Here is a 26,951-nt window from a genome sequence, read left to right as displayed (position 1 = left end):
AACATAAAAGAAGGGAATGTGAGCTATGACTTCATCCATCCTGCGGACAGAATATCCGCGTCCTCAATTCGTAAGACCAGACTGGCAGCATTTGAATGGAACCTGGGGGTTTGAATTTGATGACGAACGTGTTGGTGATACCGGGCATTGGAGCAACGGCCAGCAAGCCTTCAGCCGTCAGATTCAGGTCCCCTTCACTTACCAAAGCAAATTGAGCGGCATTGGAGAAACGGCATTCCATGATCTGGTGTGGTACAAGCGCAGCTTCGCGATTCCGGCGGAATGGGCGGGGCGGCGGGTTATCCTGCACTTCGGCGCAGTGGATTATCAGGCTACAGTCTGGGTAAACGGCAGGCAAGCAGCCTATCATGAAGGCGGCCATACGCCGTTCCAGGCGGATATCACGTTCGCTCTGCTGGATGGAGAGAATACTGTGGTGGTGCGGGCCGAGGATTTCAGCAGGGATGTGACCTTGCCACGGGGGAAGCAATATTGGAAGGAGGATTCGGCTTCTATCTTCTATACACGGACAACGGGAATCTGGCAGACCGTATGGCTGGAGCCTGTTGCGGAGCTTCATATCAAGAAGCTGAAGCTCACGCCGGACATTGACCGCAATGAAATCCAAATCCGCACGTTTCTTAATCAAGCTCCGGTTGGCTGCAAGGCGGAAGTCCGCATCGACATCCGCTTCAAGGACGAATATCTGGCTACTACCAGCTTCTCGATGGATCATGCGGAAGAAGCCCGCACCATCGGACTCCATGACTTTAACGATCACGGATTAGGGCGCTGGTGGTCGCCGGAGCATCCGAATCTGTACGACGTAACCGTTACGCTCTTCGTGGACGGCATTCAGGAGGACCAAGCGGAAAGCTACTTCGGCATGCGCAAAATAGCGGTGGAAGCCGGCAAGCTGATGCTGAATAACCGGGTCTATTTTATGCGGCTGGTGCTGGATCAGGGGTACTTCCCGGACGGGATTCTGACGGCTCCCAGTGATGAGGCATTGAAGCAGGACATTGAACTGGCTAAACAAATGGGCTTTAACGGCGCACGCAAGCACCAGAAGATAGAGGACCCCCGCTTCTTGTATTGGGCGGACCGGCTCGGTTATCTGGTATGGGGGGAGATGGCCAATGCCTATGCGTATTCGGAGGAATATGTGCGCAAGGTAACGGCGGAATGGCAGGAGGCGGTGGAGCGGGACTACAACCATCCGTCTCTGGTGGTGTGGGTTCCCCTTAACGAAAGCTGGGGGGTGCCCAACATCTTAATCGATAAGCGGCAGCAGCGCCATGCCATGGCGATGTATTATCTGACCAAATCCCTGGATGACAGCAGGCTGGTTATCTCCAATGACGGTTGGGAGCAGATGACCACGGATCTGCTCACCATCCATGACTATGAATGGAGGCGGGAGGATTTGACAGAGCGCTACAGCACCTTGGAGCGGACGTTGGAAGGAAAGCCGCACAGCAGGGAGCTGTTTGTAGGGGGAACCGCATATGCGGGCCAACCGGTTCTGGTGACGGAGTTCGGGGGTATTGCCTATAAGAAAAGCGATTGGGAGGGCTGGGGCTATTCCGGTGCAGACAACGATGAGGATTTCCTGGCTAAGCTGGCCGACGTGGTAGAGCCGCTGCTGCAATCGCCTCATGTCCAAGGCATTTGTTATACCCAACTGACCGATGTGGAACAGGAGATCAACGGCTTGTTGACCTATGACCGGGCCCTCAAGGTTCCGTTGGAAAAAATAAGACAAATCGTTGCCGGGAAGGTAATATAGGGAAATAGATCGCACAAAGATCGCACAATCAGAATTGTTAAGGAAGCCGGCTATGAAAAGCCTGGATTCTCTCTTCGTTTTATGGCGTAAAGGTTAGCCTTCTGGACACATCCTTTAATTGGGGATTGTGTCCTTTTTGTTTCCTGCCATTGATAGCGGCAGCCGCGGCCTAAATGAACTTGTACTATGCCGCGGACGCCTGCTTTCAAGATTCATTGTCCCGACTGTTCTTTGGGAGAGGATGTGAAAGTATAAAATCCTGCGGTCAGGGCGCCTTTTCTAAAACGGTTACAAAAACAATTTAAGAAAATACATTTTTATAATTTTCTTCGGAAGGTAGAATGAGGAAAATAGCCAGAAAAATCAATACAACAGGGAGATGAGGAAAGATGAAAGCGGTTTTATGTGGCCCGTAGGGCTGGGGGGGGGGGGGTGACGCACTTCTACAGTGGCGGACGACCGCTTTGGGGTTAAGCAGAAGAAAGTCTGGATGCGTGTGGGCATACGCCCGCAATCGTTCATCTTCCGCCCCGGAAGCAGGTTCAACATCTTATATGATTCGAGGGAGGACTGCAAATGCTCAGGAAAAGATTCAGATATCTGCTACTTTGTCTCGCGGTGTTGCTGATGCTGCCGCAATGGAGCGGAGCGGCTGCTGCGGCAGAGTCGACGCCAAATACGCCAGATTCGGCGTCGGTGCAGGGGGGGAAGAACGTGTCGGATTTCTACAATGTTATCATGCAGGCAGGAGCCGATCCTTGGGTTTACAAGCACACGGACGGCTATTATTACAACATATTTGTCAACGCCAGCGGCATCATGATCCGCAGAGCGAAGACCATCACCGGCATTGATGCGGGCGAGAGGAGCCTAGCCTGGACACCGGTTAAGGGTACCATGTACAGTTCCAATGTTTGGGCGCCAGAAATGCACTATCTCAAAGATACCGATGGCAAATCCAAATGGTATATTTATTTCGCGGCTGACAACGGAACCAACGCAAATCACCGCATGTACGTGCTGGAGAACGCCAGTGATAATCCGATGACCGGAACCTGGGAGTTCAAAGGGAAGATTACCGATTCTACCGACCGTTGGGCGATCGACGGCACTGTGCTGACTGTAAATGAGAAACACTATTTCATCTGGTCCGGCTGGGAGGAAACGGACGGAAGCTTCCAAAATTTATATATTGCAAAGATGAGCAATCCACGGACCATCAGTTCGGAACGGGTATTGATTTCGACGCCTGGCCATGATTGGGAAACGTCCCCCGGCAGAATCAATGAAGGTCCCCAAGTCACAAAAAAGGGCAACACCATCAATCTGGTCTATTCCGCAAACGGAAGCTGGACAGACAGTTACTGCCTCGGGCTGATCACTGCCAAGATTGGCAAGGATTTGATGAATACCAGCTCCTGGGTAAAACAGGATAAGCCGATCTTCTCCAGCGCCAATGGCGTTTACGGCCCGGGCCACCACAGCATCGTCACGTCTCCTGACGGCGCGGAGGACTGGATCATCTACCATGCCGCCCGCTGGCCGGGATCAGGATGGACCCGCAATGTCCGCACGCAAAAATTCACCTGGAACAAAGACAATACGCCGAACCTGGGAGAACCCGTCGATCCGAACAGACCGATTGTGAGGCCCTCGGGTGAGCCGGTGCGGAAGCGCTATGAAGCGGAAAACGCGTTGCTGGTGAAAGACCCGAGTGGCGAAACTTCTCCCGGTGTCTGGCGAGAAATCACCGCTTCTGGCGGGATGAAGATCGCAAACATCAAGAACGCCAATGATTATGCCCAGTTTACAGTAAACGTGCCGAAGGCGGGATTTTATGTGCTGTCCGTGCGCAATGCCAACGGCTCATCCAATGCGGCGGATGCCTCCCATTTCTTGTCGGTCAACGGCAGTTCCGGCGCCAATTTGAACATCGTCTATTCCGGCTCGAATCGTTGGGGAGCCTCCACGGCGAAAGTCTATCTTAAGAAAGGCGACAACATCATCCGCTTCTCGAAGGGTAACAACCTTGCCGAAATCGACAGTATGGATATATTCAAGCTTGATACGTCGGGAATTTTATTCGAATCTCCGGGGTACACGCTGGGGTTGGGTGAAACCCGCAGTTTGCCCCTGTATACAGTAACAGGTACTACCTATACCGCTGTTAACACAGGAGTTTTCTTCAGTTCTTCCGACACGAAGGTCGCCGTTATTGACGGAGGGGTTAGGGTTAAGGCTGTCGAGGCGGGTAGTACCACAATCACCGCGACATATAACGGGAAAACGACCACGGCCACGGTTACCGTTGCTGCTGAGCCTAAATCTGTGCAGTCCGTTGTCATCAATGGATTGGACCACATCCTGACCAGCGGGCAGACTAGCCGGCCATTGCAGGTAACAGCACGCTATAACAACTATGAAGTTCAGAATGTGACAGATGATGCTCAGTATACCAGCAGCGATCCCGAGGTAGCCAGGATTGATTCTGATTCGGTCACCTCATCGGTATATGCGATTAAACCGGGTAAAGCTCTTATTACAGCCAAATACAACGGCAAGAAAGCGACACTCAACTTGACGGTAATTGCAGCTTCTGACGCGATTCAGGTTGTTTCATTAGTGAAGACTCCTTCTGGAGTGACCCCTAAGCTGCCCAGCGTTGTTGATGTTGTCTACAATAGCGAGTCTAAGAAGGCAGATGTCGTCAGCTGGGAGCTGGAGGGACTTGACTTCAACTCTCTTGGCACTGTTCAGGTGCCTGTCACCCTGAAACTGGGGGGGCGTAATATTTCTTCCACCGTTGCCGTGGAAGTTGTCCCGGGTTGGGGTCTTGATGAGATTGTGAATCAACTCCGCAACAAGCTAGCCAATTTCTCCTATCCTTTGGGCGACGGGGTGGGCAACTATAGTCAATCCAAGTATGATGCCTTCGTGGCCGAGGTAGACAAGGCGGAGGAGATGGCCGTAAACGCTGATCTGAGCAAAGAACAGTTTGACGAGGAACTGGATAAACTTGCTGGGGCGGAAGCCGCTTTGTTAGGTTCACTTAACAGCATACAGGATGGCGTGATCTATAACGCTTACCGGGATTTCTCCGGCGATACGGCGGGCAAATACCCTTACGGCATTACCTCCGAAGATCTGACCAATGGCGCTACCGCAACTGTGCAAGAAGAGGACGGAAATAAATTCCTGCGACTGACCACAACCGCTGCTTCGGGCAAGGCAAACCTGTTCCTGCCATATGCAGGCGAGGTAAAAGCTGAGGCGGATCAGCGCATCGTCATCGAATATCGTGTCAGATTAAACAGCAACTTCCAGTACGCCAATGGCGCCATGGTGAGAAATGACAGCGGTACTGGAAATTATTCCATGGTCACGGCTTTTGATACGGGTAAAATTATCGTGCAGAATGGAGCATCCAGTAAGATTAAAGTTAAAGACTTTGATTACAATAAATGGTACAAAATTAAAATGGTGGCAAACTGGAACGCCAAGACTTATACCGTCTATATAAACGATGATCCTGTTCCGGTGGCCACTGACTTCATCTTCCGCCATACAGGCGGCAGCAAGCTGACCGGACAGCGGTTCGGCATCGACGGCTACGCCAACGCCTCCATCGACTTCGACGATTTCAAAGCCATGGTTACCGGAGGATCGACAAGTTATTGAAAATGTAAGCGGAAACAAAACAAAAAAATGAGGTGAACTAATGTGATCAGATATACAAGACGTTTGATTGCAATAATGATCACGATCGCACTTTTTGTTGGGATGATGCCCGCCTATGCAGCCAGTAATCCACCCTCTGAGGACGGAGGAATTGTTTCGGAAGCGGGAAAGGTTGGCGATTTCCCTTTAGCGGCTAACGGAACGGCAGCGGCCATCTGGGTTGACGGCGCGGAGAAAGCCCCGGTCAGACGAGTGGTGAAGGACTTGAAGGAGGACATCAAGCGAATCACCAATCTGAACGCCAATGTGAGCAGCGCGGCCGCCCTGCCCCAAGGTCCCGTCGTGATCGTGGGCACACTGACTGGCAGCGCTCAAATTAAGGCGCTGGTCACCAAAGGGAAAATCACCACAAATGAAGTAAGCGCTATCAAAGATGAATGGGAAACCTACTTAATCAAGGTGGTGGACGAAAACACCCTGGTCATCGCAGGATCGGATTCTCGCGGAGCCATCTTTGGCGTATACGAGCTCTCGGAACGAATGGGTGTAGATCCTTGGTATTTTTTCGCTGATGCAGCAATCAAAACCAGGAATGCGGTCTATGTAACGGCCAATACTTCAGTCACTGACATGCCTGATGTGCAGTACCGCGGGATTTTCCTCAATGATGAGGAGAAGCTCAGCCGCTGGGCAAAGGATGTATTCAAAGACCCGGACACGATGGGTCCGCAAACCTATGCCAAAATCTTCGAGCTTATTTTGCGGCTAAAGGGCAACTACATCTGGGCGGCCATGCATGTCAATTCGATTAACAATGTACCGGGCAATATTGATCTGGTGCAGGAATACGGCATCGTGCTGGGCTCCAGTCACCCCGATATGCTCCTGCGGACGAACACCCACGAGTGGGATGAGTGGAAAAAGAAATATGCCGTACAGAAGGGTGTTAATCCCGACACGATCCAATATGACTACACCGTAAGCAAGGAGGCTGTGCTCCAGTACTGGCGGGAAAACATTAAACGCCATAAAGACACCGATGCGCAATGGACACTGGGTATGCGGGGTATACATGATGAGGCTTTCAATGTGAAGAACCTCCTCATGTCCGATGAATATCAGCGCCTGGGTAATAATCTGGAGGAGCGGAAAGCCGGTCTCATGAATGAGATTATCCGGGATCAGCAGCTGCTGCTTAAGGAAATACTGGGCCAGGACAAATATGCAAAGTCCTTCCAGGCGTTTATCCCTTACAAGGAAGTCCTGCCTATCTATAATCACCCCAAATTTGATCTGCCCGAGAATGTGACAGTGATCTGGTGCGACGATAATCACGGAATCATGCGGAGGGTACCTGATGCCGCAGAACGCGCACGCGAAGGTGGACACGGGTTATACTATCACGTTTCCTATTGGGCTCCTGTCGACCAAAGCTATATGTGGCTCAATTCGATCCCCCTTACCTTGATGGGTGAGGAGCTCAGCAAGTCCTGGGACCATAATATTCGGAAGTCTTGGATACTGAATGTGGGCGATATCAAGCCGCAGGAAGCCGAGATGACCTTCTTTATCCGTTATGGATGGGACGTAGAGAAGTACAAGAACCAGGCGGATCAATTTTTGAAAGACTGGACTTCTGAACATTTCGGCAGCCAGTATAGCGACGAGGTAGCAGATATACTCACTACTTTCTACCAGCACACCAACGTTCGCAAGCTTGAGCATATGAAGGTTGGCCTGTTCAACCAGACTCACTATGGGGATGAGAGTTCCAGGCGCATAGCGGTATATCAGGATTTGTTCAACCGCACAGCGGCTATTTATAATGCGCTGCCTGATGCGCAGAAGCTGGCCTTCTATGAACTGGTGCAATCCAAAACTAACTGGGCGTATTATGTCAATAAGGCCTATTATTATGCGGATAAAAGCAACCTGGCCTTTGATCAGGGCAGGATGGCTTCCGCCGATGTGTTTCTCAAGCTTTCGCAGGAGGCCGACCTGGCGAAGAAAGCGGAAATTGCGCGTTACAGTACGATGGCAGATGGCAAATGGAAGGGATTCATTGATCCCGAAAATGCGTCGCCTCCCGTCATTAACCAGCTTCCCCCCGGCACGCCGGCGCTGGTGCTGGGTGAACCGTCCATGGGCGTGGTCGTGCAAGGCGAGAAAATGCCCCAGGAGAACTCCAGCCTGGTCTTCTCCCCTTACAATCAGGATGGTAAATTCATCCAAGTCTTCAACAAAGGAGCCGGCAGCATCAACTGGACTGCCGCCGCCGATCAGCCTTGGGTACAGCTCTCCGCCGCAGCCGGAACCGTCAGCGACGAGACCCGTCTCTGGGTTACGATCGATCAGATGGAAGCCCACAAAGGCGCAACCGCAGCGATTACGATTACCGATACTGCAGCCAACACGAATAAGACCATTCAGGTGGCGATTGAGAATCCGGCTATGGCCCTGTCCGCAATCCAGGGCTACGCGGAGGCTGACGGCTATGTTTCGATTGAAGCCGAGCATTACAGCCGCTTGAACACGAACAGCAATAAAACCTGGCAAATCATCAATGACCTGGGTCGTGCTTTTGGCGGTGATGTAGTGCGTGCTTATGCTCCTGATCTGAGCGCCGTGGATCAGACTGCGATCACCTCGGCTGCCCCCAGCCTGGAGTATGACATCAACCTGACCTCCTCAGGTCAGTTCCCGTTGGAGATATACCGGATTCCCACGCTCAATTCCAAGGGGAAGGTTCGCTTTGCCGTATCCGTGGACAACGAAAACCCGATTGTCGTGGAATCCGCCGCCGCCGATGAGGGGCAAGGCACCATCTGGGTGAGCAACATCTTCCATATGATCGAGAAGCATGTGGTGAATATGCCCGCTCTGTCCGCTGGAAAACATACCGTCAAGCTGTGGATGGTGGATAGCTTTATTATGATTGACAAGATGGTGCTGTACACCGGTCCGGAGGGAGTCATTCCCACCGAGCTTGGCCCTGACGAGAGTTACCAACATGAATACAATACTAAGTTCAGCCCTGGCATCGATCTTTTGCCCTGGACCTCAACAGTAGCTGAACCGAAAAACATCCCGGCTGGCTGGGGAGGGGGCGCATTTGTTGAAGCGGATGGAAAGGTAAGCCTTGAGGCCGAGTACGCCATGGAACATGTGCTTGAATCTGAAAGCCAGATTACGGCTGACATGAAGGCGTACACCGTTTCCAAGCGGGATAAGGCTGCCCAGGTGGAAGGGAAGATTCTCAATGTCTGGCGCCTTACTCAATCGGACACCGGCATGGCCATGCGCCTTCCCGATCTGGGCGGACAGTGGTCAGAGAATGCCGAATTCCCTGTATATAGTCCGGAATTAACATACAAAATCAATTTTAGCAACACGGGTACGTATAATGTCTGGGTCCGGTGGCGGTATGTGGACAACGCTTCCGACTCTATTCGCGGCGGTCTGGATGGCAGTCTCGGCAACTTCTCGACAGATGTTTTTTTTAGCAATAATTTGGATGAGAAATGGCACTGGAAAAACGTGGGCAAGGTTAACGTCGCCACAGCAAACGAGCATTCCTTCAGCCTGTGGATGCGCGAGGACGGTTTGTATGTAGATCGCATCTACCTGACGAAGAGTGGCGAAACCCCAACCGACGCCCTCTGGAACCCCTCCCTCCGGGCGGGGAGCACTGCGGGACTGAGGCTCCAGGCAGCTGTGAACGCGAAGCGCACCGGGATGTCCGGGACCTCTTATCCATTAGGCGATGCTCTCGGTCATTACCGTCAGGCTGCCTATGACTCCTTGATGAGTGCGCTGAACGCAGCGGATGCCTTGGCCAAGAGTGGAAGGGCTACAGAGCAGCAAGCTGACGAAGCCCTGAATACCATTACTGCCGCCGAAACAGCTCTGGCCCATTCTCTCGTCCTTACACGGGATGGCATGACCTATAATGCTTACAGAGATTTCTCTGGCGATAAGGCGGGCAAATATCCTTACGGCTTTAACGTCGAAGGGATGACCAATGGCGCTACGGCCACTGTGCAAGATGAGGGCGGGAATCAATTCCTGCGTTTGACCACAACCTCTACTGCTGGCAAGGCCGATCTGTTTCTGCCGTATGCAGGCGAGGTAAAGGCTGCTTCGAATCAGCGTATCGTCATCGAATATCGCGCCAGATTTAACGGCAACTTCCAGTACGCCAATGGCGCCATGGTGAGAAACGACAGCGGTACTAACAATTATTCCATGGTAACTGCCTTTGAAAATGCAAGTGGAGTGCATCAGATCAAAGTGCATAAGGGCACATCCAATGCAGATAAGGTCAGCGTCAAAGCGTTTAGTTACAATCAATGGCACACATTTAAGATGGTGGGCAACTGGGACGCCCGGACTTATACCGTCTATATGGACAATGGTCCTGTTCCGGTAGCCACTGACTTCAGCTTCCGCAACACAGGCGGCAGCAAGCTGACTGGCCAGCGGTTTGGATTGGATAACATGCCGGGCGGCTCAATCGACTACGACGACTTTAAGGTTAGTATCATAAATCCTACCAAGCCGGAGACGCCTAATGATATTACTGGCGTTACTCCTGTTTCCCTTCCGGCTGTAGCTCTCGGCACTGATAAAGCAGTCGTATTGAACAGTCTGCCGAATCAGGTGGTGGTTACACTTGGTAGTGGTGACAAAGCTAATCTGAATGTGGCCTGGGATAACAAGACCTATGACGCATCGAAGTCTGGTGAATACATTTTTACAGGAAGGATCACCCTGACAGGCATAGTAACCAACACTAATAATCACAAAGCTGCTGCCAAAGTGACAGTAGCCCGGATCAAGATCGCCACTGTTGGTGACAGCATTACCTTTGGCTCTGATTCGGCAGGTCCCATTAAGCCGGAAGACAAGTATCCCGCCAAGTTGCAAAGCCTGCTCAGTGGAAATTATGAGGTGGCGAACTTTGGTGTAAGCGGTGCCTCCATGCTGAATAAGGGAACCGATACCGGTGGCGCCAAGAAGGGCTATGTGCACCAAGGAAAATATATGGAGAGTAAGGCATTCCAGCCCGATATTGTTATCATCATGCTGGGAACCAATGACTCTAAGGTGCTGAACTGGGATCCGTACAAAGCAGAGTATGTGGATGATGCTCTGGCGCTCATCCAGAGCTACCGTGATTTGGACTCCCATCCCGTTGTATACCTGGCTACATCGCCTACAGTCGTACCAGGGTCTAATCGATATGGCATCCAGGCCGATGTGTTGCATAACGAGATTGTTCCGCTCCAAAAGCAGATTGCACGGATTGCGGACAGTAGTTTTATTGACGTACACGATGCAACGAAGAATGCAACACTGGATCAGTTCCCGGATTATGTACACGGCAATGCCGCTGGCTACACATGGATTGCCAATGCCATTCACGCCGGCATTACTGCGGATCCGGCACCTAAGGCGCCTCGGATTACCCAGGTTCATCCAGTAGCGATGAAGTCGCCTTCCGGACAGACACCCAAGCTGCCCCTCTATGTTCCGGTGGTCTATGCGGATGGGAATACCGGCATTGCAGAGGTCATCTGGAATCTGGAGGGACTTGCGTTCAACTCGCCTGGCACTGTTCAGGTGTCTGGCAAACTGAAGGGTCTTGACATTAATACCACCGCTGCCGTCGAAGTTGTCCCTAGGTGGGGTCTTGATGAAATTGTGAATGAAATTCGCAGCAGGACAGTCAATCTCTCAATCCCCTTAGGGGAAGGTTTGGGCAACTATAGTCAATCTGCGTATAATGCCCTCTTGGCTGCGCTGGACCATGCGGAGGAGTTGTCCGCAGGCGGAAATATGACTGAAGAGCAGTTTAACCAGGCGCGGAATTCCCTTGCTGAAGCGGAAGCAGCTCTGTCAGGTTCACTCAACCTTATACAGGATGGCGTGACTTATAACGTTTACCGGGATTTCGAGAATGACACAACGGGTAAACAGACTTTCGGAATTGAAGCCACCCGAATCCAGAGTGGCGGTGCAGCGCAGATCGTGGAAGAATCCGGGAATAAGTTTTTGCGGCTTAGTACTGGACCCACGAAAGGATATGTAAATATGTTCCTTCCCTATGTGGGTCAGGTATCTGCGACCGGCGACCAAAGAGTCGTTGTAGAGTATTCCTCACGCTTTCAAACGGGACTTCAGTATGCGAATGCTTTCCAGCCGAAAAACCAAGCAGGCGCCTACGCAATGACAGTAGCCTTTGAGAACGCCGGCAATGATCCATGGATTAAAGTGGCTGAATCATCCGTTAGGAAAAATGTGAAACCTTTCAGCTACGATACTTGGTATCCTTTCAAAATCATTGCTGATATGGATGCGCAGACTTACAGCGTCTATATGGGGGATGAGGTCATTGCGGAGAACTTTGCATTCCGTACGGAGGGCAGTACTGTACTAACGGGGCATGTCTTCGGCATCGACGGCTTCTCCAATGGGCAAGTGGATTTCGATAATATCCAAGTCAAGATTACATCGGTGGCAGAAAAAGCCGAACAGGATGCGCCCAGACCATCCTGAATCTGCCGCCCGTGACTTATTGGGTTCGATACCGTGAGACCAACACCTATGAAGCTGTATCACGAGTTTTATAAGGCGAAGCGATAGAGATGTTGGAAATTACAGTTTACTTTGAGAAATCTAAAGGGATAACATCCTTTTGGATTTTTTTTGTTTATATCGAAAGCGTAGTACCATCATTTTTTGATTCTAGTCCAGAGTAGCTTAAATAAGCTTTCTAAATAAAATTTCGCAAACCCTATTGACAAATCGATCGTCAACCTTTAAGTTTAATGTATCGAAACGATATATATCGCTTGTATATATAATTTCTTTAAGAAGGGATGGATTTTATGTTGATTTACGTAATACTTGGGTTTCTCTGCGAAAAGGATATGACAGGATATGAAATCAAGCAGAAGATGACGTTAAGTACTTCCAACTTTATTGATGCCAGCTTCGGAAGCATATATCCTATGCTGAAAAAAATGGAAAAAGGGGAGCTTATCAAGTTTGAAGAAGTGGTAGAGGAAGGCAGATTCAAAAAATCATATGGTATCACGGAAAAAGGGAAGAGTGAATTTATAGAATGGTTAAAGACACCCTGTACTTTTTCCCCTTTTAATTATGAGTATTTGAATAAGCTTTTCTTCTATAAATATCTTGAGGATCTTGAGGTTGTTCGATTGATTGCCGGCTTTCAAACCACTGTCGCCAGTGAATATAACAAGCTAACCTTGATAGAAGAGCAACACGGTCATGAGATGGGGGGATATGAGCACGCGACGTTGATGTTTGGCAAAGAGTATTATCAAATGATTATGAATTGGCACGATGAACTCACAAGAAAAATTACAGGAAAGAAGGCTAATGAATATGAGAATGACAAAGAAATTTAAATTGCAGATTGCTGCTAATCATGTGAATTTGTACAAATGGGTTACTGAGATGACTCCAGCTGAATATGAATCATTTTCAAAAGGTCACAAGGCAATGGGCAGTTATTTTGAAGATGGGGAATTCTATATGGTTAATGTGGAAAATATGGGGAATGAGATGATTGTTCAGCACTATCAATTAAAAGAGCACACAGACGATCATTTGCGTTTCTACTCTGACAGGACAAAAGCATATATATGCCGATGGATACCAGCCATTGTTGGAGTTCCATGGGAAATGAAGGTTACGCCTATTGATAACAACTCTTGCGAACTTAGTTGTACGATTGGAGCGGACTTTCCATCTCGGCTACTGGCTATTGCAGCATGGATAAATGGTTTTGGCGGATTCTTTATGAGAAAACATTTAGCCGATGAGGGCGAGAGATTTGCTAAAGATATAGAAAAGAAATTTAATAAATAAATTCTCATAACAACGGGGAAGATGCTTTGAACTAGGATCATACTTGAAGTTCGCCATAAGGAATTTTGAGTGTAACTTGAGTCCCTTCCCCGACAATACTATGGATCGTCAGTCCATACTGCTCGCCGTACATTAGAACCGCCCGGTCATTTACATTTTTAAGTCCATATCCTTTAGAATGAGATTTAAGCAAAAGTACAAGCTGCTCTTCCTCCACTCCAACCCCATTGTCAGTAATCTGCAGAACAATACTTTGCTCTTCTTTCTTGGCTGAGAGATGTATTATTCCATCACCGTCTTCACGGTTTTCAATTCCATGAATAATCGCATTTTCGACTAAAGGTTGGAGCATCAGATTGGGCATAAGGCAAGAAAGAATGGAGTCATCAATCTGATAGTCCACTTTGAAATTATTGCTGTGCATAATCAATTGGATATTAATATAGGACTGTACATTAAGAATTTCATCTGAAACCAATATAAGATTATCTCCCTTATTGAGAGTAGTACGATAAAATGTTGATAAAAGCTGTGCCATTTCACTAATGTCCGTCGCATGGATTCGCAGTGCTCTCCAATTAATTATAGAGAGGGAATTGTAAAGGAAATGAGGGTTGATTTGCGCCTGCAGAGCTTTCATCTCATATTCCTTGCGGGCGATTTCTGCCACATACACAGTATCAATAAGAGTCTTGGTTTTCCCCACCATATTTCCAAATCCTCTGATCAGATCACCAATTTCATCTTTAGACTCACTAGAGACTTTAATTTCCAAATTCCCTTCTCCAACAAGCTTCATGCTTTTATGCAGCCGATGAATAGGCAACATAATTCTACGAGAAAAGAGAGTGCCCGCCACGACAACTGCCGCGATGCAGGCGGCAATCATCAACAGCACGATCAAGGCAATCCACCATGCGGACTTTGTGATTAGATTTGTCGGCTTATATAAATATACGTTCCATCCCGCAAGCGGAATAGTAGAAGACAAGGCGGTGTAGCTCTCACCTTGCCAATGTTGCTTAGCGGTAACCGGAATATCCGGATTTTCACGGTTAGCGCCCGAGGAATAGACGGTATTTCCGCTGGAGTCCAATATAATAATCTCCGAGCCGTGAGATTGGAGGGGCTCAAAAGTTTTGAATAGTTTATCATAGTTAACCCGTGCAAATAGAATATTATCTTTGGGATTTCTGTGTTTCGTGCTAAGGATTCTGCGGACACTGTATATGTTTTTTTCACTGGCAGACCAAAGAACATCAACCGATTTCATTACATTCGGATACCAGGAGGTTCCCTTTATTTCATCAATAGGGATTACGGTGTTTCCGTGTTGAGGTAAATTAGTCCCGGTATAAAGCGTGATTTGTTCTACTCCAGGATTTAAGTAACGTGCGGTATAGAAGTTTTGATCGATTACGTTAGTTAACTGATCATACATTTCATATTCACTGGTATAGGTGTTGTTGGCGGCATTTATAATTTCTTGATTGAAGCTCAGAAAGTTCATAAATTTATTATAAACATCAAGTTGATTATTTACAGTTAAGACACTTTGAGTTAATGTGGCATTTAGATCGGCTTTTGCTTGCTGCACTAAGAGTGACCTGGTTTTCGAGAAGCAAAAACTTCCGAGAACAATCACAGGAATCATACTTACTAGTAAAAAAGAAAGCTTTATTTTGGTTTGAAATCGAAAGTCACCGATTCTCTGTTTAAAAGACTGCCATATCTGCATGCTATTCCTCTCCGAAGTTGAGTTTCTGATTCAGCTGTCTGAATTTCTCAGGAGTATGCCCGAAAAAATCTCTGAAATTTTGGCAAAAATAAGAAACGTTTTGAAATCCCACTTTATAGCAAATGTCCGATACTTTTAGATGTGTCTGCATCAGCAAGTCTTTCGCTATTTTCATACGAACATTTTTAATATACTTGTTTAATCCGTTTCCCGTATTTTTTTTGAAAATTGAACTTAAATAATGGGGAGACAAATGTACCTTTGCAGCAAGTAGATCCAAACTCAAATCCTCGCCATAATGTTCCCCGATGTACTGCTTTACAGAGGCAATATCCCGGTTTAAAAATTCCGAACTGCTGTACTCTTGTTCAAGACGGGCAATTCCTTCAAATATGATTTCTTTTATTTCCTTTAATTCTTCTGATTTGTATAGTTTTTCGATTCCCCGGCAGAGCTCTATTTCAGGGATAGGTGCTGAATAAGTCATAATTTCCTGATACAAAGAGGAGAACATATACTTGACATATAATTGTGAAAATTGAAGCTGCTTCGCATATTTTTGATACAATAAATCTGTATTGGCTCTAAGACTAAAAAAATCTCTATCCATCAAATCACTTCTGATTTTGTCTAATAAATCATTATCTGATAGTTCGGGGAGCCTATCATCAGCAAAATAAAAATCTTTTTTGACATCAAATACAAAATAATCCGGTGAGAAGAACCGGTATTCCATCAGTTGATCTAATTGAATCAGAGCCGTTGAAAGATCCGGTAACAAAGTGATTTCATCATGAATAGCAAGGTAGCAATTCACTTTATATTTCTTTAGTATGCTGTCTCGTATATACATGCCTAATTCATGGAATGAAGAGAAAGACCATGATTGACGCTGGGAAAACAGCAGCAGACTTTGACAATCATTTAGATTTAAGTAATCAATCTGCCCCTCTAACAAAGACAAGATAAATTCCTCGAAATCCGGTTCGGCATTCTCAAAAAAATTCTTTTCAAATTCCATCAAAACCATTCCATGATAATGATCGGGTAGACCGAACGAAACATCCTTCATAGAGGACGGCATTCCCAAGCCGTTAACCAGATTAAAAAGCACATGTTTCTTAACATAACCTTGTTTAATTTGCGAAGCGGCATTTTCCTGTTTTTGGTCCATTAACTGATCCATTACTTTTTGCATGGTATTTTGAAAGGCTTCAACATTGATCGGTTTGAGGAGATATTCCGAGACACCAAGGGAGATGGCCGTTTTTGCATATTCAAATTCGGCGAAGCCGCTGAACAGAATAACTTTCAAGCTGGATTGAAGGCTTAAAGCTTTTTTTGAAAGCTGCAGTCCATCCATTAATGGCATTCTAACATCAGTAAAGAGGATATCTACAGACTTATGCTCTAAATAATCGAGCGCCTTTCGTCCGTTTTCCGCCGTTACGACATGGAGGGGACACCCCAGTTCATGAATGAGAAATTCAATACCCTCCCGTTCTTCCCTTTGGTCATCTACTACTAATATGCTTAACATTTCGGTCGTCCTCTCCAAGCGCAGTATGCCAAACCCAGTAATTCATTTTGATTGTACCATGGTTTAAATGAATTCAATCAGCGGGCAAAACATGTTGCTTAAAGTGAGTTATATATTTGTGTAAAACGCAATTTATTTGCGTATACGGTCAAATGGCCATAGTTCTACAATGAAGATGCAAAACAATATGGGCTTTCGTTCTTATCAATTAAGGGGGATTATGTAATGAAATCGACAGTTAAAAAGTCTGCTTCTATCTTGTTGACAGCGCTTTTATCCGCTTCTCTCGCAGGCTGTCAAAACTCCAATTCCAACAATACCACCAAAGAATCTGCGGTCAATTTGAATGATCCGGCATGGAAGAAAGCCATGACGACACCTTATGAAGCCTATCCTGAAACCGTTAACTATACGGTTGGAGCGACAGCAACTAGCTATACGGCGCTTGAGGGGACAGCTTATGAGGGGGATAATTCCACCAACAATGTGTGGACGAGATATTTTAAAAATAAGCTCAACGTACAAAACGAAGTTGCATTTGAAGCGAATGACGGCACGGATTATGTTCAAAAGGTTTCGATGGCCCTTGCAGGGGGCACTATTCCCGACATCATGGTGGTTTCCGACCAGACCACCCTGCAACAGCTCTATGAGAATGACCTGATTGCGGATCTGACGGATGCTTATACAAACTGTGCCAGCGACCGGATTAAGGAGATTTACGATTCCTATGACGGCCGTGTTCTGGAGACCGCCAGATTTGACGATAAAATAATGGCGCTGCCCACTACCGAAATTTCACACGGCCCGGGTGTACTTTGGTTGCGTAAAGACTGGATGGACAAACTGGGCCTCTCCGAGCCCAAAACGATGGGTGATGTAGAAAATATTATTACTCAATTTCTAGAGAAAGATCCCGGCGGCAATGGAGCCGGAAAAACGGTCGGTCTTGTGGTCGATAATGAAAATGTTGCCGGAATATCCGGGGGGCAGTACGAATTGAACAACATTTTTGCGCTGTATGGCGCTTTCCCAAAACAATGGATTAAGGATGGAAGCGGAAAGGCGGCTTATGGTTCCGTACAGCCTGAAATGAAACCTGCCCTTGCAAAGCTGGCGGATCTATACAACAAGAAATTGATTGACCAACAATTTGCAGTGCGGACATCCGACGACCGAAAGGCGCTGCTTACCAGCGGAAAGAGCGGTTCGTTCATGGACAACTGGTGGGGAAGCTGGACGGTGGCGGACACGCTTAAGCTGAACCCGGATGCCAAGTGGGTTTCCTATGTGGCTCCGCAATCGGAGGATGGCTCAGTTACGATGTTCACCGGCAATTCTGCCAGCAGTTACCTTGTGGTTCGGAAGGGGTTCGAGCATCCGGAGGTTGCTGTAAAAATGGCCAGCCTTCAGTTTGATTACCAGCGTTATCTGGAAAAGGACGCAACCGTTTTGAAGGAGTTTGAAGACTACAGCAGCAATAATATCGGAGGCTCTCCGCTGGCCATGAATATCGATTACTATGATGCATTTTACCGTAATGTCGGGATTTATGAGGATGCGCTAAAGACCGGTGACAGCAGCAAATTGCTCAGCAACAGTGATAAGAACTCCTACCGCTCCTACAAGAAATATCTGGACAGTGTAAAAAATGGAGAGAAGCCGGACCCGACCGCTTGGGCTGGGTATACTTCGAGCATCACAACTGCCAACCTGGTCAAGAATTCAAAAGTTAACGAGATTAACCCTATCTTTTTTGGAACAACGCCTTCCATGGCGCTGAAGTGGCCGACATTGACCAAAATGGAGCTTGAAATGTATTTGAAGATCATTACCGGAGAGCAAACCCCTGATGCATTTGATAGTTTTGTGAGCAGCTGGAAAAAAACCGGCGGCGATACGATTACTAAGGAAGTCAACGAAGCACTCACCTCCAAATGATGCTGAAAGAGATGATTCTTGATGAAAAATAAAAAAGACCAAGCTGCGTTTCACCTTATGCTCGCACCGAGTATGGTTTTCTTGATTATTTTCTCCTTCATACCGATGTTCGGCATCGTAATGGCTTTTCAAAATTACATTCCGGCCAAAGGTATCAGCGGATCAGCATGGGTGGGACTTGATAATTTCAAGTTTATGTTTCAAATTCCCGACAGCCGGCAGATTTTAATCAACACAATGGTAATCGCCATATGGAAAATTATTGTGGGAACCTTTGTTTCGATTGTATTCGCCTTATTGTTAAATGAAATCCGCGTACGTTTTGCCAAAAAGTTTATGCAGACCGTTGTTTATTTGCCTAATTTTCTTTCCTGGGCCGTATTGGCTACAGTCGTGATGAATATTTTTTCGTACGAAGGACCGGTCAACGCATTATTGGGATGGCTTGGCATTGATCCGGTTTTGTTTATGGCCAGCAATCATTGGTTTAGACCTATGCTGGTGCTGACTGATGTGTGGAAAGGGTTTGGATATGGCTCCATCATATACTTAGCCTCATTGACGGCTATTGATCCGGGACTTTATGAGGCGTCTTCCATCGACGGAGCCAATCGTTTTAAACAGCTGTGGTATGTGACTTTGCCCGGCTTGATGCCTACCATATTACTTGTTACGGCTTTAAATTTGCCTAATGTACTCAATGCCGGTTTTGACCAAATTTTCAATCTTTATAATCCCTTGGTTTACGCAACTTCCGATATTATTGACACTTATGTATACCGGGTAGGCTTAGTGGAGAGACAATATAGCTTGGGTACAGCCATCGGGCTCTTGCGGTCTGTTGTCGGAATCGTCCTCATTCTTTCTGCCAATAAGCTAGCTCAAAAGTTAACGGATTACCGAATTTTCTAAAGAGGGAGGTGTTTTCCATTTACGCGCATTCCATAAAAAGCCGAATTGCGGACATCATGATCTGGATATTGCTGTTAGCTCTCACTTTGTCCTGCCTGATCCCTTTAATTAATCTGGTTGCTATTTCGTTCAGTGACAACGCAGCGGTTTCTGCTAACATGGTAAGTATTTTTCCGGTTCATCCTACGTTCAGTTCCTATGAGAAGCTATTCTCGGACAGCCAGTTTTGGCGCTCATTTATGATTTCGGTAGAGCGGGTTGTCCTTGGTTTGATCGTCAATATGAGCCTGATGATTCTGGCCGCTTATCCGTTATCGAAAAGCTCAAAACAATTCCGGGCGCAGAAGGTGTACATGAATATTGTGATTATCGCCATGCTGTTCTCCGGGGGGCTAATTCCAACCTTTATGGTAGTCAAAGGGCTTCATCTCCTCGACTCTATCTGGGCTCTGATTCTGCCGGGAGCCGTGGCGGTCGGGAATGTCATTCTATTGATGAATGCGTTCCGGGCAGTGCCCAAATCCTTGGAGGAAGCTGCAACCATTGATGGGGCTTCGCAGTGGAGAATTCTCTCAACCATATACGTGCCTGTGGTGTTGCCTACAATTGCTACGGTAACGCTGTTCACGATTGTTGGGCATTGGAATGATTATTTCGGTGCTCTGGTGTATATAAATAAAACGTCAAACTATCCGTTGCAGACTTATATCCAGCAGCTCAGCGTAGACGCGCAAAATATAACCGATCCGCAAAAGCTGATCGAATACGCTAAGATTTCGAACCGGACACTAAATGCCGCCAAAATCGTTGTCTCAACATTGCCGCTGCTCTTAATTTACCCTTTTATGCAAAAATATTTTGTTACAGGAATTGTAGTAGGTTCTCTTAAAGAGTGATGTATAGAGTTATTATTCTATCATGACTATGTAGTATTTATAAAAAATACAGCGTTCAAAAAGCGACTTGTCTGCGGATAAGTTGCTTTTTGACTTTTTTGTAGGCAATGGAATCCTTCCCAAAAAGAAGCATGCTGTTTCAGAGTTGTATCCAAATTGTAACTTATAGGATTACTGATCAAACAGTAAGATGAATGAAGAAATATCTGATAAAATAATGAAGATAAAGAGACGATTTTAGATATTGGAATTAGGGAGATTAACGCAGCCATGAATCAGAAAACGATATTATTAATTGAAGATGAAGACCCCATACGTGATTTGCTTGCGTACTCCCTTCGCAAAGAAGGATTTGTTACCAGAGGAGCGGCTACAGGAACGCAGGGTCTGGAAATTCTGAAGCATTTCAAACCGGATTTGCTTTTACTGGACTTGATGTTGCCGGACATGAGCGGTTTTGATATTTGTAAACAAGTTTCTTTGGACTCCGCGATCCCGGTTATCATGATTACAGCCAAGTCCGACACGATAGACAAAGTTCTGGGCATGGAACTAGGAGCCGATGATTATATCACCAAACCTTTTGATATTAGAGAGGTGATCGCCCGAATCCGGGCGATTTTCCGCAGAATAGATTTAATAGGAGATTCTTTGGAGAACCAAACCTCTGAATTTATCAATGTAGGGGCAGAGATACAGATTCATAAAGGTAATAGGGAAGTGCTGAAACGCGGAATGAAAGTCGGACTCACCAATAAAGAATATGATCTTCTGTTATTTTTTGCAGAGCATAAGGGAAGAGTATTCAGCAGATCGGATCTCTTAGATAAGGTATGGGATTTTGATTTTGCTGGAGATACCAGGACTGTAGATATCCACGTGCAAAGAATCCGTAAAAAACTGGATGAGGAGCACAGCCTATCCATGATAGAGACGATATTTGGCATCGGGTATAAGCTGGTATCGAGGTGAGACCATGAAATTTCCAATTCAATTTAAAATTGTGGTTGTTTTTTCAATTGTTATTTTTGTGGGGCTTTCTGCAATGCTGTTTGTATCCTACAGAGTTACGGAACAAAATATGTATCGGATCATTAATGAGGACATGATTAATACGAAAACAAATTTGGATATTTATATCAATCAATATTTTCTGGTCCATAAAAAAAGGATGAGTAGAAAAACATTAGTCACGGAAAAAAATAGACTCTCTCAGGAGTTATCGGCTGGAATTGGCGGACCTGTGACGATTTCTTATATGAATGAGGACAAAATTCAGACTGAATCTGCCTCACGCTCCCAAATTGCTTACACGATTAATAGGGTTGACCACCAAGTGATTGTTACTTTGTCCTTCCCTATCCTGCAGAAGCAGTCGCCTATTGGATTTTTGAATTATCAGAAAGATTACAGTCAGCTTTATCAAAGGAACGCTCGTTTTCAATCGATCATCAAAATGTTTGCCGCCATTATTTTCAGCTTTATCTTTATTGCCTCCATCTTTATCTCCAGAAAAATCACCAAACCGATCCGTGAGCTGACCGAACGTTCCAATCAGGTTACTTTAGGTAATTTTGATATAGATATTCCAATATCATCCAGCGATGAGGTTGGCGAGTTAGCCCGCAGATTTCAGATCATGATTAAACACATTAAAGATCAGATCGAAATTATTAAACAAGAACGGGATGAAGTCAAACAGGCTCAGGCCCAAAGTAAAGTTTTTTTTGACAATGTTACGCATGAGCTAAAGACCCCCTTAACGACCATTCTCGGTTATGCACAGATTGTGAAGGATAACGGATTTACAGACGCTCCCTTTTTTGAAAAGGGAATGAATTATATCATTCATGAAAGTCAGCGGTTAAACCGGGCGGTCGTTGAAATACTGGAACTATCCCAATCGGCAACATTGAGTACCACCTATCCCTTTGAGAAGGTTAATTTGTCGGAAATTGCTAAAGAAGCATGCGAGGATATGAGGATTAAAGCTAGAAAATATAACATTAATATTCATTTCGAGCTTCAAGAAGGATTATTCGTTTTAGGGGACCGGGATAAACTGAAAGAGGTATTTCTAAATTTGTTAGACAACTCCATTAAGTATGGGGATGTAAACTCTGTAATTTACGTGGAATCCTTCAAGGAAAGAGATGTGGTAGTGGTTAAGGTCAAAGACGAGGGGGAGGGGATTCCTGCAGAGGATATCACCCATGTGTTCGAACCGTTCTACAGAGCGAAGAAGAACATACTCAAAGAGAAGGGAAGTGCCGGGCTTGGATTAAGTATTGTAAAAAACATTATCGAGGATCATCACGGAGCCATTAAACTACAGAGCATCTTGAACGAGGGCACAGAAATCAAAATCAGCTTGCCGGAGGATTGGAAATGAAGAAGGTGAGTTTGTTGGGGAATTACCGGCACTACATGATCTTGGGCCTGTTACTGCTTGTCTTTATATTGGGGTTTTATGGACTTGGCAGCATCTATGCCCTAAGTAGTATTGACTCTAGAACGGTGGTTCTTAAGAATAGTCAGTTCAATACGAGTCTTATTTCAAGCAATGCTGAGGCTTTTGAGATTAAAGCTGTAACCAAGCTGACTAATAATTATCCTATATATGATCTTCAAGTGCGAGATCACAATAATGTTATTATTACTGTGCCAGACAACTCTTTAAGTGGATTGAAAATAGCAGTATTGCATCTGGATAATAATCAAATGTCTGATATTGCTGAGAATGTTGAATATGGAATTACCTTGACTCCCGATGCGAAACAGCTAATCTATTCGAAGTTTGAAAATGGGGGAGAGAGCTTAAGAACTAATGTGTACAGCCTGGAGTTGAATAAGGATCTGAAACAGTTGAAGAATGATAATTCATATTCCAACATGTTCATTGATCATGAACGTTATTTAGGCTTCTCCGGGAGCACTGTTATATTAACTAATGTTTCGACGGGCAAAGTGCAGCAGTTGATTACGTATGACCAATTACTGGAATTAATAGGAACTTCCATTGGCTCCAGCAATCTGAACGGAATCACAATTAGATGGGATATCATCCAGAACCCAGGAAAAAATAAGGTTTATTTTTTAGCGGAAATTAACAGCAGTTACGGTATATTTGAAATGGATTTGAAGAATACAAGTAAGGTAAAGTTAGTGGCCAAAGGTGAACAAATCAATCAATTTTTAGTAACGAATAATGGCGATTTTGTGCTCCAGGGGAAAATAAATAATACAGATGGACTCTTCCTTTACAATCAAGCGACCGGCCAGTTCAAGCTTTTGAAGGAAGGTATCATAACGAATTATGCGTTGCAGTCCGATGAAAGCCGAATCGCTTACTTTATGGTAAACAGCAATCAAATAGGGGATATGCATGCTGCTTATTTGGACAATGGGAGCCTGGATTCAGATACAGTGATCTATCAAAACATCCAATCTGTACAAACGATGAAATGGCATGAGGACGATCTATTCGTTACCGGTAGCCAATTAAGTAAAAGCGAAATTTACCGTTTTACGTTTTAGACACGGCAATTGCCTATAGACCAGCGTATATCTAATTGCGCTGGTCTTATTTGTGTGCGGCAGTGAATGATTTACAACTTGGATACAAGTCTGTCGAAGTCCGATACAATCACTTTTTATAATGGGGATAATGAAACACAATTCATTATATTAAGGGAGTTCTTAACATGCTTCGAGTAGAGAATTTATCACATGCTTTTAAAAACAGCACGGAGACAGTGCCGGTGCTACATCAAGTCAGCTTTCGTGTGAAGCCGGGAGAGATGGTCGCTCTGCTGGGGAGCTCAGGATCGGGTAAATCGACCATGTTAAATCTTATGGCAGGCTTAATGAAGCCAACAGATGGCCAAATTTATATTGCGGACCAGGATATCGTCAAGATGAGTGAGAATAAACTGGCCGAATTCCGGCGTGGACATATCGGTTTTGTTTTTCAATCCTATGAATTGATCGCCACAATGACGGTACGTGAAAATGTGGAATTACCCCTTGTTTTTCAATCGGTCCGTCCCTCCGTGCGTAGAAAGAAGGCACTTGCTCTGCTTGAGGAAGTGGGGTTGCCGGGAAAATCGGATCTCTTCCCTTCACAACTATCAGGTGGCCAGCAGCAGCGCGTAAGTATCGCAAGGTCTCTTATAACAGAGCCTTCTATCATTTTTGCCGATGAACCTACCGGAAATTTGGATACCAAAACAGAGGAAGAGATCATCGGAATTCTGCAGCGGCTAAACAAGGCAAGGAATACAACCTTCGTCATTGTAACGCATGAAGCCGAGGTTGCGGAGCAGATGCAGAGTGTTATTACACTGCGGAACGGATATCTGGTAACAGAACAAACTGATAGTGAAAGTATACCTGCAGGGAGGGGGGCTTAGTGCGAATTCGCGACATCACAAGCTTGGCCTGGGATCAAATCAAAAGACGTAAAGTAGTCACGGCATTGTGCATGACAGGGATTTCGATAGGTTGTGCCTCTCTTATAGTCGCCATGAGTGTTGGAGAATCTGCCCAGCAATATTCCTTAGATGAGATGAACAGGAACTTCAAGATGAATGAAATCACCGTTAAACCAAATGTAGGGATCTCTACAAAAGGCAGCGGCACTTCGAAAAAAGGAAACTTTGATAGAGGAAGGCTGACCAAGCAGAAGATAGAGCTTATTAAGAAACTCCCGCATGTTACAGCAGTAGCACCTTTTATGCAGGTTGAAAGCTTTGATATGATCACGATAGACAATAATAGTAACTATGTTGAGGTCCTTGGCACGGATCTTCAGTCGCTCACCAGCTTTGACAAATCTTTCGAACAGGGGGGACCTTCAGATGCGGTGGGCACAGTTGTATTAAACCACGGGGCGACTATTGGCTTGATGGATGTTGATACGGTCAATAAAATGATGGAGCGCTTACAAGAAGATCCTTATAATGATAGTTTAATCCAACAATTCAATAATCTGAATATGAAGTCTTCAAAATTATATCAGCAGCAAATTCAATATCGGTATTTTAATACGGAGTTCGAGGAGAATACCGTCAGTTCTTCTCTTCGCGTCACTGGGATACTGAAACAACCAGATGGAGTTAGCAGGGGGGATGCTGCTTACGATAAAAAAGCCTATGTTTCGCTGGAAACTGCACTATTGCTTTCAGAAGAGTTTGGTTTAAAAGGAGAGTCTCCAGAGACACAAAGCTACGATTCAATGTTGGTTAAGGTAGACAGTCAGGATTATGTTGCACAAGTAGAAGGGCAAATTCAAAGGCTGATCTTATCTACAGAAACAAACTTATACCATCAGGTCGAAGTGAATGAGAAGTTCAAAATGATCAAAAAGACGGCCCTCGGAATTGGTTTGTTCATTCTTGTAATTGCTTCTATATCTATCATTGTAGCGATGACCATGTCTACCCATCAGCGGCGAAAACAGATCGGGATTATGAAGGTTTTGGGTTCTAATTTATGGCAAATACGTAATATGTTTATCGCTGAGGCTGCATTACTAGGATTACTCGGCGGGGCCATCGGGGTGTTGATTTCCTATTTAACTATATCTGGAGTAAATGAGTTGCTTGCAACGACATCTATTATCCCCCTAGGAGAGTCAACGACGGGGATGGTGATTTCTATATCTGTAAAAAATATCCCGCTAGGTATTGCATTTGCAGTAATGACGGGTGTTCTATCAGGGATATATCCGGCAATTAGCGCTTCCAATACTAATGCTCTGGTAGCGATCAAAAAAGACTAGAGCCTCGGGCTCTAAATTTGTATAGATTTTTAGGAGGAAACCATGTGATGCGATTACATAGAGGAAAATATGTTGCTCTGCTGTTAAGCGCTTTTCTAATCAGCCAAATGTCTGGATATACTGTTTCGGCAGCTCCGGCAACAGTAGGCAGTGCCGGTTTTAAGATGTCCGCAGGAGCAAGTGCCACAGCAAAGAATCTGGGGGCCATCCAGCTGGATACGAGTGTCAAAGCTACCGTTGAGGATGTTAATATTTGGCCGCAAGCCGGTGGCAATATTCTGGCCTATACGCTTAAGATCTCTAACAACAGCAGTTCTAGTGCCAATCTGGTGCATTATTTTCCGCGTGTAGTCACGCCGGGTGGTTCAGCCATTCCCGCTAACCCTGTAACCGCCGATGCGCTTAAGAAAAAGGTCGGAGCCAAGGACAGCCTGCGTGTGACCTACTATGTGAATGTCGGTCAAACGACTTCGCTGCAGGGGATGAAGATTGCCATGTACGTATGGGACGCCAAAGCCAAGGGGTATCTAAAGAATGCGGGAGCTCTGGCGATTCCGGCGGGCTATTCCACAGCCGCTGAACGCGGCAAGATCCTGAGTACCACCATGAATGATATTCCAGTTACAGCAAGTGCGGATTCCCTGCAGCTCTATAAATTTAGCGGTAAAGTGTACGCCAAGGTAGGACTGAGTATTACCAATAAGGGCAGTAAAGTTCTGAATGAAGCCGGATACACTCCATATCTTCAAACGGCAAGCGGCACCTCATTTGAACTG

Annotated in this window: 15 protein-coding genes and 1 pseudogene; 14 read left to right on the top strand and 2 right to left on the bottom strand. The window is 45.9% G+C overall.

The annotated features are described in order from the left end of the window. Window positions 1-25: 25 nt before the first annotated feature. The 5 genes from ACQ76X_RS20670 (at window position 26) to ACQ76X_RS20650 (ending at window position 13,366) form a co-directional block, all read left to right on the top strand. Entirely contained in the window at window positions 26-1,789 is a 1,764-nt protein-coding gene (locus tag ACQ76X_RS20670) for a glycoside hydrolase family 2 protein (protein WP_438495709.1), read from the top strand. Between the two features lie 576 nt (window positions 1,790-2,365). Beyond that, complete coding sequence (locus ACQ76X_RS20665; RefSeq protein WP_438495708.1) at window positions 2,366-5,467, top strand: family 43 glycosylhydrolase; 3,102 nt, start codon at window positions 2,366-2,368, stop codon at window positions 5,465-5,467. Between the two features lie 42 nt (window positions 5,468-5,509). Continuing rightward, the gene (locus ACQ76X_RS20660) at window positions 5,510-12,025 is read left to right on the top strand and encodes a glycosyl hydrolase 115 family protein (protein ID WP_438495707.1); all 6,516 of its coding nucleotides are present in this window, start codon (window positions 5,510-5,512) and stop codon (window positions 12,023-12,025) included. Between the two features lie 332 nt (window positions 12,026-12,357). Then, complete coding sequence (locus ACQ76X_RS20655) at window positions 12,358-12,903, top strand: PadR family transcriptional regulator (RefSeq protein WP_438495706.1); 546 nt, start codon at window positions 12,358-12,360, stop codon at window positions 12,901-12,903. Then, the gene (locus tag ACQ76X_RS20650) at window positions 12,881-13,366 is read left to right on the top strand and encodes a hypothetical protein (RefSeq protein ID WP_438495705.1); all 486 of its coding nucleotides are present in this window, start codon (window positions 12,881-12,883) and stop codon (window positions 13,364-13,366) included. Before ACQ76X_RS20655 ends, ACQ76X_RS20650 begins: the two co-directional genes overlap by 23 nt. Window positions 13,367-13,403: 37 nt before the next feature. Here the strand turns inward: ACQ76X_RS20650 and ACQ76X_RS20645 are convergent, their stop codons facing one another. Together ACQ76X_RS20645 and ACQ76X_RS20640 are read right to left on the bottom strand one after the other, a co-directional pair. Beyond that, a complete protein-coding gene (locus tag ACQ76X_RS20645) occupies window positions 13,404-15,104 on the bottom strand; it encodes a histidine kinase (protein ID WP_438495704.1) in 1,701 nt (566 codons plus the stop codon). Between the two features lies 1 nt (window position 15,105). Beyond that, window positions 15,106-16,644, bottom strand: coding sequence for a response regulator transcription factor (locus ACQ76X_RS20640; RefSeq protein ID WP_438495703.1), 1,539 nt, complete (start codon window positions 16,642-16,644; stop codon window positions 15,106-15,108). A 225-nt stretch (window positions 16,645-16,869) separates the two neighbouring features. Here ACQ76X_RS20640 and ACQ76X_RS20635 point away from each other — a divergent pair, with 225 nt between their 5' ends. From ACQ76X_RS20635 to ACQ76X_RS20595, 9 genes and pseudogenes are all read left to right on the top strand, one after another. Further along, a complete protein-coding gene (locus ACQ76X_RS20635) occupies window positions 16,870-18,585 on the top strand; it encodes an extracellular solute-binding protein (RefSeq protein WP_438495702.1) in 1,716 nt (571 codons plus the stop codon). 21 nt (window positions 18,586-18,606) lie between these two features. Continuing rightward, on the top strand, window positions 18,607-19,497 hold the full coding sequence (locus ACQ76X_RS20630; protein WP_438495701.1) for an ABC transporter permease: 891 nt from the start codon (window positions 18,607-18,609) through the stop codon (window positions 19,495-19,497). Between the two features lie 56 nt (window positions 19,498-19,553). After that, window positions 19,554-20,393, top strand: coding sequence for a carbohydrate ABC transporter permease (locus ACQ76X_RS20625; protein WP_052092472.1), 840 nt, complete (start codon window positions 19,554-19,556; stop codon window positions 20,391-20,393). Window positions 20,394-20,663: 270 nt separating this feature from the next. Beyond that, window positions 20,664-21,365 (top strand): response regulator transcription factor, encoded by a 702-nt coding sequence (locus ACQ76X_RS20620; protein WP_438495700.1) that lies wholly within the window; start codon window positions 20,664-20,666, stop codon window positions 21,363-21,365. A 4-nt stretch (window positions 21,366-21,369) separates the two neighbouring features. Further along, window positions 21,370-22,785, top strand: a complete 1,416-nt coding sequence (locus ACQ76X_RS20615; RefSeq protein WP_438495699.1) for a sensor histidine kinase — start codon at window positions 21,370-21,372, stop codon at window positions 22,783-22,785. Then, window positions 22,782-23,930, top strand: a complete 1,149-nt coding sequence (locus ACQ76X_RS20610) for a hypothetical protein (protein WP_438495698.1) — start codon at window positions 22,782-22,784, stop codon at window positions 23,928-23,930. The genes ACQ76X_RS20615 and ACQ76X_RS20610 overlap by 4 nt, the downstream gene beginning before the upstream one ends. Before the next feature lie 167 nt (window positions 23,931-24,097). Beyond that, window positions 24,098-24,805, top strand: coding sequence for an ABC transporter ATP-binding protein (locus tag ACQ76X_RS20605; protein ID WP_438495697.1), 708 nt, complete (start codon window positions 24,098-24,100; stop codon window positions 24,803-24,805). Then, entirely contained in the window at window positions 24,805-26,175 is a 1,371-nt protein-coding gene (locus ACQ76X_RS20600; protein WP_438495696.1) for an ABC transporter permease, read from the top strand. Before ACQ76X_RS20605 ends, ACQ76X_RS20600 begins: the two co-directional genes overlap by 1 nt. Window positions 26,176-26,219: 44 nt before the next feature. Then, a pseudogene (locus ACQ76X_RS20595) lies at window positions 26,220-26,951 on the top strand (hypothetical protein); the annotation flags it as partial.

The sequence above is a fragment of the Paenibacillus sp. IHBB 3054 genome (assembly GCF_051594305.1).
In the GTDB taxonomy this organism is placed as follows: domain Bacteria; phylum Bacillota; class Bacilli; order Paenibacillales; family Paenibacillaceae; genus Paenibacillus_AQ.
This window is presented reverse-complemented; position numbering and strand designations above follow the sequence as displayed.